The organism is Brucella sp. JSBI001 (genome assembly GCF_026014005.1).
Classification (GTDB): Bacteria; Pseudomonadota; Alphaproteobacteria; order Rhizobiales; family Rhizobiaceae; genus Brucella; species Brucella anthropi.
In genome coordinates, this window is record NZ_CP110339.1 from 2,235,508 (window position 1) to 2,247,482 (window position 11,975).

Consider the following 11,975-nt stretch of genomic DNA (forward strand, 5'->3'; position numbering starts at 1 on the left):
GAATAGAGTATAGAAACAGGGCCAGACAGCAATCAGCTGGCCGCCAGTTCACTTGTAACCAGTTTGATCCAGAAATTGGCGCCTATTGACAGCAGGGCGTCATTGAAATCGTAATAGGGCGAATGCAAGCCCGGATTGGTATCGTCGCGACGACTACCAAGCCAGAAATAGCAACCCGGCTTCTCCTCCAGCATAAATGCAAAGTCTTCCGCCGCCATGCTTGGGGCTTCGTCAAGAACCTTGAGACCAAGATCGGGCGAAGCAGCCAGGTTCCGGATTTTGCGGGCATTGTCAGCTGTATTGATCGTCGATGGATAACGTTCTTCATAAGCAACACGTGCCGTGCAGCCAAAGCCTTCGGCAATTGAAGTGGAAATCGCCTGTATCCGGCGAGCAATCGTCTCCCCGACGTCAGGTAAGAACCAGCGAGTGGTTCCACGGACGATCATACTTTCCGGAATCACGTTCCAAGCATCACCGCCATGCATCTGCGTTACCGAAACAACCGCAGATTCCAGTGGCGAAACATTCCGGCTGACAATGGTTTGCAATGCCGTGACCAGTTGCGCGGCGGCGACCACCGGGTCGGCGCCTTCATGTGGCATCGCTCCGTGCGCTCCCTTGCCGATCAACTCGATCTCGAACGTACCGAAGGCTGCCATCATCGCATCATCGCGGGCAACACAGGTGCCAACATCCAGTGCTGGCCAATTGTGAAGACCGTAAACCGCATCAACCGGAAAGTCCTTAAACAGCCCTTCGCGCACCATTTCGCGACCGCCACCTTCGTTCTCTTCCGCCGGTTGAAAAATGAAGTGCACAGTTCCATCAAAATCAAGTTTGCTGACAGCTTTTGCTGCAGCAAGAGCCATGGTTACATGCCCGTCATGACCGCAGGCATGCATTTTGCCGAAAGTCTCCGACTCATAATCGACACCGCTCTTTTCGACGATTGGCAAGGCATCCATGTCGGCGCGGATACCGATTGCGCGTTTCGATGTCCCTCGCGTCAAGCTACCAATCACCCCCGTACCAGCAAAACCGGAGCGAACGCTAAATCCCCAGAGCTGAAGTTTTTCGGCTATGAAGGCAGAGGTCCAGTTTTCCTCAAACGCAGTTTCGGGATGTCGATGGAGATCATGGCGCCAGGCCGTCGCTTCTGCCAGATCTGTTTCGCTGAGAAAAATAGGCATAGTATCGTTTCCCCTACACGTTCGTGGCAGGCCCGGCATCGAACCTGCCACGCGACGGTTTAACCCGTAATGCGCAATACCAGATCAGCGACTACCACCGAACCAAGATAGGTGCCGATCATTACGCAAATAGCGACGATGACAATTTTCCATCCGGAGCGGCGGGCAATCTCGAATTCGTTACGCGTCAACGCCAGCCCTCCGTAGGCCAGCGCCGGTGTTGCGAGCGCCAGGAAATTTAATTCCCCGACATTCGCCAGAACATAATCAGCGCCCGGAACGCCCGGAATAGTGATGATAATGGCGATGAGGGAAACCCATGCTACACTCGGCAAATAGAAAGGCATAAAGCGGGCCAGTATCAATCCACCGATAGACGCTGCATAAAGCACGAGCATGCCGGGCAGCGCCTGGATCGGCGTCACATTTGTTCCGACCCAGTTTGCAACCAATCCCAGAAAGCATGCAATGACCAGGAGCAAGGCATTTTCGACAATATCGATCTTGCGTTCGTCAGTTGTCTCGACGGATAAAGTCAGGTTATCGATTGTATTCTTCATTGATTTGGAAGTCATCCGTCTCTCCCTTATGCCGCGTTGCGATATTCTTCGGGGCGGCACTTTTTATAAAGCCATTCCGTGAGCGGCAACGCCACAAAGAGGCCTACATAAAGTCCCGTTGCATAGGTGAGGATGTTGCTCGCAGCAGCAAGAGCTAGAATGAGATCTTTCTTTTCTGGCAAAACACTCACCAGTCCACCAGTGCAGGCCGCGAGCATACTGCCCGAACCAACACCGCACGACATGGCCAACGCACGAAAATCGAAAATTCCCAGACCGTTGACTAGCGGCGGCATCAAGGCAAAAACGAACGTGCCGATCAACGTTCCGGTAGCGTATACCCCCATCACTCCAGCGCCTTCCGGACTATCCAGACCGTACTTGTCGGCAATAAGCGCGAGATTGGGCTCGCGATCGATGGAGTACGTCGCCCCGATCGTTTCTCGTCCCATACGCAGCAGGAATACGGCGATAGGAAAAGCGACGGCTATAGTCCCCAGATTGCCGATTTCCTGTAAAATCAAAGCAGGTCCCGCAGCAATGATGTTCTCGATTTGAGGACCAACCGTCGTGCCGAACTTGGCAATAAACGGCATAATAGCAATGGTGATCATAGTGCCTGACAGTTTGACGGAATCGGACTTCAGGACTTTTCCCGTCGCCTTCAAGATACTCGGGTTCAGAATGAAACCAAGAGTAAACGCATACAGCATCGGCAGGAAAATTACGGCGCCTATCCCAATAGATATTTTCTGAATGCCAACCAGTTCTGAAATACAGATGATCGCCAATACAAATACATGCAACCAGATATGTCGCATCGCAAATACATTGTTCCCCTTCACGCGGGCCTCCTTGTTTTTCTTCATACGCGCTCTGCTTCAGTATGATGAGTTTGGATTCAAGTACCAGCCTCAGGACAAGGAACACAGCGTTGCAATTGCAACAACACCGGAACTCGGCGCCCCATATAGCTCAGGCAATACGATTGACCTCGTTGAGCGTTGTTTCTGCCTTCGAGTTGGATAGCAGCGACGAGGCGCAAGATGCGAGCCTGAAGAATGACCAGGCGCGTTCAAGGAAGGCTTTTGGCGAGGCCGACAATAACGACTTGGAACTGTGGAACACGCCAACAGTCGAGGGGTGATTGAGCAAATTCGGAAGACAGGTCGCTTTTTTGGCTATCAAGCCGATGGATATTTCCGCCAATTAAAAGCCAGGCCGCGCGCCATGCAAGGAAATATCGTAAAAACAGTCACCGGCAAACTGTTTGCCGGTGACTGTAAAACTGGCGGCTACATTCTAGAACCGCACTCGGAAGCCCAGTGTACCTTTGTAACTATAGCTATCGGCGAAGTTTTCGAGACTGGTATTGACAGATCCCTCGCCATAGATCGAGTATTTGTCTCCGCTCCAGTTATAGCTGCCACCCAGACCGATACCACCCCAAAGACGTTCGTTCTTGCTGGCAAAACTCGTTCCTGAAACATCGACCTTGGTTCCATCGAGGAACTCGTAATATACGTTCGCGATACCATAGAGGTAGGTTCTGTCGATGAGGCCGCTGGCATTGTACCAGGAGTTCTGGTGTTCAACAGCCAGTCCGATGCGGCCCTGCAGACTCTCACCACGATCAAGACTGATCCGCGCACCGAAGGCATCATTGAAGCTGTCGAAATCGACATTCGAGTAGGTCAACTGTGCCTGTGGGGTAACCGACCAGTTCTGATCGATCACTACCCGCTTGCCGCTTTCCGCAGAGAAGGCATAACCCAAACCGTTGTTCCCGTCTGCCAGTCCCATATTGGCAAGATAAGACATAAGATCGCTGTCATACCAGGTAACCTGAGTCTGGCCATCAAGGTAGAAGCCGTTATCGCCATACCAAGTCAGCGTACCGCCAAAGCCGTAACCGTCGGTCGAAATTTCGCCGTCCCCGTAGACCGAACGTGTTTTGGCCTTACCGTGAGTATAGTGAATAGTGATCCCGCCAATCAGCTTTCCGTTTTCCGTCTCAGCCAGCATGCCTTCGAGGCCAGCCTGCAGTTTGAGTGTGTTGAAACTGTAATCCGTCCCAGACGTGGAAAAACGTGGATCGGCCTTTGTGTGAGCGCCTTCAATGCGCCCCCACACGCCGTTACCCTCAATCAGATTGCCAGCTTCTTCTGCTGGAGCATAGGGAGAGCCGACCGGATCAGCGCCTTCTGCGAGCATGATATTGCCTGCATTGCTCCAGTAGCGATTGCCGACGCGCTGTTGCAACGTGGGCAGGCCGTTCAGGCCCAGCAGAAGCTGTGGATAGGCTTCGTAACCAGGGACACCCGGCTGGTAGAGCGGGATTTCCTCGCCGCCATCACCATCATTGCCGCCATTTGTTCCACCGCCATCAATCGGGTTCTTGATAGTCGAGCGCAGATACCAATCGCCATCGTTCGGATTGGTTTTGCCATTTTTGTAGAGTTGATAGGCATAAGCACCACCGACTACAGCTGGTGCGCCCTGAAACTCATAGTCGCCCAGCAACGTAAATGTTGCATTGGACACGCCAGCAATGTCGACAATCTTGATGCCCTCATTCGTCTGGGCGCCGCTGCCATTGACATTCTTGACAGCCAGAACGCCGGTTCCACTCGTGTTGCCATTGACGACCAGTCTGTCTGTTGCGGAACTGTCGTTGCCAAGCGCAGTTCCGATCCGGACGGTCCCGCCATTTCCGGTATAGTCGCTGGTCACGATTAACGTGGTCCCTGCTTCCGGTCCAAGGTCGACAATTCCTGAATTGCTCAATGATTTGAGCGACTGGTTGAAATCATTGAGTGCCAGAGTACCGGTCTGGGCCACAGTGAAATCAGAGTTGGAGCTGAAATAATTCACTCCGCCCGCCGCGAGCGTTCCCGCCTCGACAGATGTCGCGCCCGAGTAGGCACTCTGATTGTTGAGAATGGTGACGCCGGATCCGATCTGCCTAACATTACCTGTTCCGGAGATCACGCCATCGAACACGAGTGCGTCAGACCTGTTGAATGCCAGAATACCATTGTTGTTGACGTCGCCGACAATTGAGCCCGATGTCCCGCCATCGCCAAGCTGAAGCAGCCCTGATGAAATGGTGGTGCCGCCACTGTAGGTTCCCGCACTCGTAAGGACCAGTGCACCGTCGCCGGTTTTGGTCAGTGCGCCTGTTCCGGCGATATTTCCCTGCTGGGTGAGGATCGTCCCCGCATCGGTTTCGATTGTCGCATTGCCAGCCCCTATGGTCGTCGCGCGATTCATCGCGATATTGCCGGTCGAATGCAGTGTGCCTCCGTTGATGCCAAGCGGCCCGGAAGCTGCCCCTAGGTTTGCATCCGAACTGATCTGAACAGTTCCACCGTTGACCGCGGTTCCGCCAGCGTAAGTATTCTCGCCATTCAGGACAAGCGTACCAGTGCCGATTTTCGTTAGTCCGCCATTGCCGCTTATCACACCGTCATAATCGAGCCTCGTCGCACCAAACGTATCGATCGTACCACCCCGGGACTCAAGCACCGTAGCGCGATCAATCGTGAAATCGGTTGTCGTTCTCAGTGTGCCGCCATTAAAGGACATGCCACCCGTTGCACCACCGAGATTAACATTGCTCGCGATCTGTAGCACGCCGCCATTGATCGCCGTACCGCCTGTATAGCTATTGTTGCCCTGGAGAACCAGTGTGCCGAGATCTGTCTTGGTCAGTTGGGTGTTACCGGTAAGTACCGAGTTAATCGTCGCGGTATAACCGGCACCTGCAGCCGTACCATCACCCACACGGATAATCGACGAGGGAGCCCCCACTAAAGTGATCTGATCTCCGGTAACGACATAACCGTCGCTCGCAAACTGCATGCCTGCCGCACGAACTGCACCAACGCTATTGTCGACAGTTACAGTTCCGGCCGTGGCCATAAAGATGGCGAAGGCATCGTCCTGATATGGTGCGTTGATAGCTCCCGTTGGTTCGGTCCAGTTGATATTGGATCCACCGGACCCCGAACTCTGCCATGTACCGGTGCCACCATTTACCGCCCCGTTGCCAATTGCACCATTTGATGCCGGCCACACGTCCCAATAGTTCAAATTCAATCCGCTCGTATTGACCAGATTGACCTGATTTGCGACCGCCGTCTGAACGTAGTAGCCGCTCGCGGGGATTGTTCCAACCGCCAAACCGTTATCGTTCAAGGTGCCGTCATAGCTGATGACACGGTAAACTCCGGGGTCGAACGATCCGCCCGGAGTGGCAACAACGTTGATCGTGCCGTCGAGGGTTAGGTTTCCATGAACTGTTGTCAGGTCGTTGAGTGCTCCCCCAACTACATTGGCCTGTCCGAAACTGTATTCGAGCGCCGAGCCATCACTAAGTGCGAGATCTCCGTTGATTGTCAGCGCTCCGGGAACGGCCCCTGCACGGCCGGGTGCAAGCGTACCGCCATTCTGTATTGTGACATCGCCACCGATCGTGCCAGCACCGCCAATTGTTGCGCCAGTTCCTACATCTGTCACACCCGTGGCAGCGCTTTGATTGCCATTCACATAAAGTGCGCCGCCCGTTACCGTAGTCGCGCCACCAAAGGCATTGGATCCCTCAAGGTTGAGCACACCGTCACCGGCCTTGGTAAGGCCGCCCGAACCCGTAATTGCCTGGGTTACATTGGTCGTGTTGTTATTCGTATCGAACGTGCCGCCACCGGCATTAAGAACAATAGCACGACTGCTCGCGAGATCGAACGAAGTGTCGAAACGCAGTGTGCCACTATCGAGAGTGAGGCCGCCATTCGCATTGCCCAAGGCATTGTCGGCCGAGACAGCGATCGTGCCTCCATTAATTCTTGTACCACCAAAATAAGTGTTCCCAGCCGGGGCAGCAGGCGTCAAGGTCAGAACCCCAGCGCCGGTTTTCTCGACCGCGCCAGAGCCCACGATCTGGCCAATATAAGTGCCGTCGTCCGGTTGGGTGAAGCGAACGAGGCCGTCGTTCTGCACGTTATTGACGTTGTTGGCTATTACGGTTTTAACGGGCAGACTTTGCGCACGCGCTTCTAGAACGCCATCCGGACGAACAATCACGTTGCCGGTATAATCTTTATTGTTACCCGTCAGGGCCAGCGTTCCATCATTCACTGTAACTGTAGTGAACCCTGTAAGGCTACCACTTACCGTCCAGAGTCCATCACCGTTCTTCGTCAGGGTGGTAAAGTTTCTGAGTGCACCTGCAAGCGTATCACTGGAACCCAAAATACCTTGCAAAATCAGATCATTAACGCCGCCGCCGCCGTTAATGTTACCCGTTACGACTGAGTTTGGTTCAAATGTGAGCGTATCGTTGCCACCTGCGAAGCTCAGGTCGCCGACGACCTGAGCGCCAGTACGGTTGATGAAGTTGATACCGGCACCGCCGTTGGTTCCGATGACGCTACCACCGCCGAGTTTCTGGATAGTTCCGTAGTTATCCACCGTATTCTTGGCGCCGGTTACCTGATCTTCGAACCAGATCGCCGCACTACTTTGCCCCTGAATCAGGCCTCGATTGATGATAGTGTTGCCGTAACCATGCACGTTGACGGCTTCGGCCCGCGTATTGGTGCCGTTTGCAATAACCTGGCCGCCTTGCTCGATTGTTAGCCGTCCGTTGCTGCCGAATTCAATGGTATTGGGACCGGTACCGAATGGGCCCGAACCGGATGGAGTGGAGTTGTTTGTGACGCTTGCGCCATTACGGACATTGATCGTACTGCCATCTCCGATACTGATGGCAGGAGCGTTATTTGTGTTTATTCCTGCCCCTGACTGCACATCAACAGACCGATTGTTATCCGAACGCCCCGTACCCACAGTTGCTGTCCACACTGCCGGTGCGGTCGACGTACAAGTCGTTGAACCGCCCGTTGTCGTACATGCGGCCAAAGCCTGCGATGGAACCAGATAAATAGCGGCCGGAAGAAGAACAGTGAACGCAAACGCCGAACACGTCGAAAGAAGGGCGCATTTCCGGTGCAGCATAATATTCTCCAGAATCAGATAAGTTTAGATCTAGCTAACACACCGGAACTCAATTTGTGGTAGCAAAACCGCAACAGAGAGCATAATATTGCGCCGGAAGCACGAACGAAAATTGAGCCGTGAAGCTCGTTTAACGCAGATGGCTCTTATTCTGCCACTGGTAACGGTTCGTTGGCAGCACTGTATGCCTCTTCAACAGAGAGGCAAAACGTCCATAACGGAACCGCCTTTCTCACCGAGCGCAACCAGCTGCGCTTTCAGGGTTCTGTTGTAAAAATTTTGCCGATTTCCGAAAGAGTGCTGACAATTTTCAGCGAGACTTTTGATCAACGATTTCAAGTGGCGCCATTTTCAGGGTGACGTGATTTTATGGGCGGTGTGTTGGTATTGCCGCTATGGGATCAGCTACCCCAACGCCCTCATCGTCGCAGAGATACACCGATCGTGAGTGCGGTAGTGTTCAAGCGCCGCCTGCTTCTGGACCTTAGAAAACTTCGGTGTGCGAGCAACACAACCAACACGCAGGTCTTGATGCTGCTGGTATTCGGATACCAGTTTCTCAGCGCATTCCTTGTCGGATAACCCAATTGGCGGCTCGTCGCCTTAACCCGCTTGCCGAGCTGAATATACAGCTCGACGGCGCGAATTCTATCTGCATGGGAAGACATGAACTATCTCCTGGTGATCCAAGTTTTAGTCCGCATCCCCATAGGGTCAGTTCCGCATGGAAACCAACAGCAACGCTCCTGAAACGCTTCTGCAGTTCGATTGGCAACCTGAACGTCTCTATCTAATGAACTCAGGCGGCTCTCATCATTTTACGGCCGGTCAGTATATCGCTGCGCGGCTGCAAATGCGCGTCCCGCTCACTGGCAAGCTTGAACGGCATGGCATCAGATTGGAAGCTTTGGACGAGATCGATCGAGGATACTCCGTCTTCGCAATGCGAAAACCGGAATCGGACGCCTGGTGGAAATTTGTCAGAGCCATGGAAGCTCTGCGAACAGAGTTCCATTGGTTTGACTCACCGTATCGGCATTCTGGGCACGCCACGCGCACTCTCAACGATCGCACAATCGCTTACAAGCCGGTCATTTATCAGTATCATCAATGCGCTAAGAACTTTCGCCCAATAGCGGTTTGGTAGAGTTGATTCAGTTGATCGCGCCCCCCCAACCAATACAAAAATAAATCCCTCTTTGTTCAAGTGCAGCCAAGACCCGGACGGTAATCTGACCGAAAACGCCGCAATCTATGGCATTACCGACACATCCGGCTGGCTTTCGTTTACAAACACGTACCTAATCCGACAGCTGGCGAGCGACCATGCGCAGGCTCTGGGCAAGTGGTGTAACTATGCGGCTCATAGCATCGCCGACTCGCATCAGCGGTCTACCGCCCCTAATTGAGAACACGTTCAAATCCCACGAACCCCACGCGTGGGATTTTGGCGTCTTCAAGGTTTGAAGCCATTTTTTTCAAAACCGTAGCCAGCAGGGCTTTCACCTATCTGATCCAGTCCTTCTCGCAGGGCTTCGGAAAACTTTTCCTTTGCGTCAGCATCAAAAGTCGCCCTGGCAATCGTAAGCGCTTCTTTCCAGGCTGGCCCTCGGTTCCATGCTTCCGAGAACACCATAGCCAAGTCGCCTTCTCTACGTGTCTGAATCAAGGCTTCGATAAGGGCTTTCGCTTGCAAGAGATCCTTATCACGCTTCGAGTAGCCTGAGGCATCGTTCCGCCTGCGGGTGCTGACGATCATTTTATGCACAGCAAAACGTTCGGGAGCAGGAATGGTTACAGGTACACCACTTTTGTGAAGCAGCACTGTCCGGATGGGTTCATGGATCAGAAAATCCAAAAACCGCAAAGGTTGAGCACTGGCACCACCGAGGGCCGGCATTGGTGACGCATTGCCGGATAATTCGTTGCTGCCCCTGTTTGGTGTCAGAAACTCCACCTTGTATCGTTTCGCGTTCTCATATTGGGTCGTGAACCTGCCGTCATTCTGATAGGGAGTTTCCCGGAACGTGCCATCGAGTTCCTTCAGCAGACCGAGCATCGGCGGCATGCTGTCGCCAACGGCAGCAGAGATGCAATGGAATTGCGCAAAATCTGCATCACCAGTCTGCATTGCAATGATCGGCAGCTTGACGCCCAGGAGACCAGAATAGCATTGAAAGGCCACCGTACCGACCAGAACGCCACGTAGCCGGAAGAAGCCCGCGTTACCCAGTACTTCCACAACGTCACCTGTGAAAGTTTCGGGTCTCGGCAGTCTAGCTGTTCTGGTCAAGGTCGACACAAGTTGTCGACGTGATTTCAGGTCGTTCTTGATTTCTTTGAACGCCTGAACCCGTTTCGTGATTTCCTCGTCCGAGGTCGGGCCAACGTATTTTCGGTGCGGAACACCATCCGTTCTGATCTGAAAATACCAGAAATCCCGTTCTTTGGATGTTTGTTTCACGAAGTTGCCATCCGTCGAAAATTCGGTTGCAAAGGACGCATCCAGAGACCGCTGTTCCAGTTCCGAGAACATAGTTTTAAAAGTGATGTCGATCTCTTTCATGACGTTGTACCCAATTCGCAATTTGGGTACAACTAATACCATGGGGACCGTCTGTGAGCAAGCGTTATAAACAATTCGTAATTTGTGTATAACCGTCGTGGGTCGAAACTTTGAACACCCTCCCGAAATGACAAAACCAGGAGAGCGTTCTGTCGTCACGTAACGCTCTCCGCGTTCAACCAAAGTTCAACAACTTGGCAATACCCTTCGATTATTTCGAGGTTCTAGCCAATCATGAGGGAGACTTCATTAAGCGCATAGATGAACCTTGAGCGTGCCATAATGCCGCCTCCCACAGCACTTTCACCGGCGTCCACTGCCACGGCATCAGTTCCTCATGTCGATTTTATTGATGGCTCTGGATCCCGTCACAACATCTGTGAGATGAGCTCCGGGACTATACCCATGCAATTTGACCGTTTCGATAATGGTCAGGATGTCAGCGATAAAACAACCAGTTTCCCCCCCCCGGATTCCGTGCGATCTCACGGCTCGCTCACCGCATGGCGGCGATACCATTGCACCGCCCGAGGATAATCTCGCTGAAATTGATGCCACATGAAATCGCCCATCAAAAGTCTCGCTGCAAATCTTCGACGCTCTTTCGAGCAAGAACGCAATTTTTGCAAGATAGCCTGCGCCGTTCCAGTCCTATGGTGTGGCGCCGAGCGCCCCCGGTTTCGCGACCCTCAGCAAAAAGATAGTAATTATAGGACAATAGCTTGAGTCGTGCGGGGTCATTCGGCGATCTCTAGTCGCCTTCTAATGCTGTTCAACTGCAATGAAACTGCGAAAGCGGCCATGCTTAGCCCGCCTAGAATCGCGAAAACTGCCTGTGCTCCAATATTAGAGAGCAACGCCGCGAGAATCGGTGGAGCCCGTGTATTGATGAGGTTCATCGGTAATGCGAAGGCTGCCATCGCGGCAGTGATGTCGGCCTTCTCAAAGAACACAAGCGGCATCGTGGCCCGCGCCACCGCAAAGGCCCCGCTTCCTATTCCGAGTAACACCAGATAACCGCCCACGGACAAAATTCCAGCGCCACCGATCCAGATCGCGACCAACCCCAACGGGATCATCGCGCCGAGACAATCCCGGTAGACAGCCCACCCACATCCACGGATGTGATAATACTATCGGAAATAGTAACTGTTGAGCCCTCGTTAACAATTACTGCTTCCTCCGGTATTGAAGTCTAGCTTACTCGCAGTAATTGACGCGCCTGAAGTGGCATAAACGCCGTAAGCATTTCCCCTGGTGGTGACAGTTCCAGCAGAAACCAGAATGGTACTGTTTAACATTGCTAAAACTGCATGAGCGTTAATACCACCTGTTGTTAGCTCTACTCCCGCATCAGCATTAATATATCCACTATTGAGTGCCCACAACACTGAGCCAGCAGCGGCTGCCGTAGTCCCCGTATCAATGACAACATCCGCCGGAACGAAAACTACCGTTCCATCCGCTTTGATCTGCTGGGAACGGGCAGAACTTGCTAAGGCACAGATTGCCGCCACACTTACGGTTAATAGCAGCTGGGTACGAGTGGGTTTGTTCATCGGGCACTTGGTTCGAGTTGGACGTGTCACCTAAAAAGCATGGTCGTATCGTCGAACGCGACCTTGCTTTCAAAATGAA

9 protein-coding genes and 2 pseudogenes are annotated in these 11,975 nt (G+C 53.0%); 3 read left to right on the plus strand and 8 right to left on the minus strand.

The features are described 5' to 3' along the window. Window positions 1–32: 32 nt before the first annotated feature. The 3 genes from LJ361_RS10545 to LJ361_RS10555 are packed head-to-tail and all read right to left on the minus strand — an operon-like array spanning window position 33 to window position 2,622. Window positions 33–1,193, minus strand: a complete 1,161-nt coding sequence (locus LJ361_RS10545) for a M20 aminoacylase family protein (protein ID WP_264813472.1) — start codon at window positions 1,191–1,193, stop codon at window positions 33–35. A 59-nt stretch (window positions 1,194–1,252) separates the two neighbouring features. Next, window positions 1,253–1,768, minus strand: coding sequence for a hypothetical protein (locus tag LJ361_RS10550; protein WP_264813473.1), 516 nt, complete (start codon window positions 1,766–1,768; stop codon window positions 1,253–1,255). Window positions 1,769–1,779: 11 nt separating this feature from the next. Next, window positions 1,780–2,622 (minus strand): DUF3100 domain-containing protein, encoded by an 843-nt coding sequence (locus LJ361_RS10555; RefSeq protein ID WP_264813476.1) that lies wholly within the window; start codon window positions 2,620–2,622, stop codon window positions 1,780–1,782. Between the two features lie 119 nt (window positions 2,623–2,741). Between LJ361_RS10555 and LJ361_RS10560 the strand changes: the two genes are divergently transcribed. Then, window positions 2,742–2,900, plus strand: coding sequence for a hypothetical protein (locus LJ361_RS10560; protein ID WP_264813477.1), 159 nt, complete (start codon window positions 2,742–2,744; stop codon window positions 2,898–2,900). Window positions 2,901–3,055: 155 nt separating this feature from the next. On the opposite strand, the gene LJ361_RS10565 is transcribed toward LJ361_RS10560, so the two are convergent. Then, window positions 3,056–7,603 carry an autotransporter outer membrane beta-barrel domain-containing protein gene (locus LJ361_RS10565; RefSeq protein ID WP_264813478.1) on the minus strand — a complete coding sequence of 1,516 codons (4,548 nt, stop codon included), beginning with the start codon at window positions 7,601–7,603 and terminating at the stop codon, window positions 3,056–3,058. Between the two features lie 493 nt (window positions 7,604–8,096). Here LJ361_RS10565 and LJ361_RS10570 point away from each other — a divergent pair. Beyond that, window positions 8,097–8,180, plus strand: a pseudogene (locus LJ361_RS10570) (IS6 family transposase); the annotation flags it as partial. Here LJ361_RS10570 and LJ361_RS10575 read toward each other — a convergent pair. Continuing rightward, window positions 8,180–8,439, minus strand: a pseudogene (locus tag LJ361_RS10575) (IS3 family transposase); the annotation flags it as partial. The pseudogenes LJ361_RS10570 and LJ361_RS10575 sit on opposite strands and share 1 nt — an antisense overlap. A 56-nt stretch (window positions 8,440–8,495) precedes the next feature. Here LJ361_RS10575 and LJ361_RS10580 point away from each other — a divergent pair. Next, a complete protein-coding gene (locus tag LJ361_RS10580; protein ID WP_010660416.1) occupies window positions 8,496–8,918 on the plus strand; it encodes a DUF6685 family protein in 423 nt (140 codons plus the stop codon). 309 nt (window positions 8,919–9,227) lie between these two features. Here the strand turns inward: LJ361_RS10580 and LJ361_RS10585 are convergent, their stop codons facing one another. From LJ361_RS10585 to LJ361_RS10600, 3 genes are all read right to left on the minus strand, one after another. Then, the gene (locus tag LJ361_RS10585) at window positions 9,228–10,337 is read right to left on the minus strand and encodes a GSU2403 family nucleotidyltransferase fold protein (protein WP_036563812.1); all 1,110 of its coding nucleotides are present in this window, start codon (window positions 10,335–10,337) and stop codon (window positions 9,228–9,230) included. A gap of 737 nt (window positions 10,338–11,074) precedes the next feature. Then, complete coding sequence (locus tag LJ361_RS10595) at window positions 11,075–11,362, minus strand: hypothetical protein (protein ID WP_264813480.1); 288 nt, start codon at window positions 11,360–11,362, stop codon at window positions 11,075–11,077. A gap of 138 nt (window positions 11,363–11,500) precedes the next feature. Next, window positions 11,501–11,896, minus strand: coding sequence for a hypothetical protein (locus tag LJ361_RS10600; RefSeq protein WP_151665466.1), 396 nt, complete (start codon window positions 11,894–11,896; stop codon window positions 11,501–11,503). Window positions 11,897–11,975: the final 79 nt, after the last annotated feature.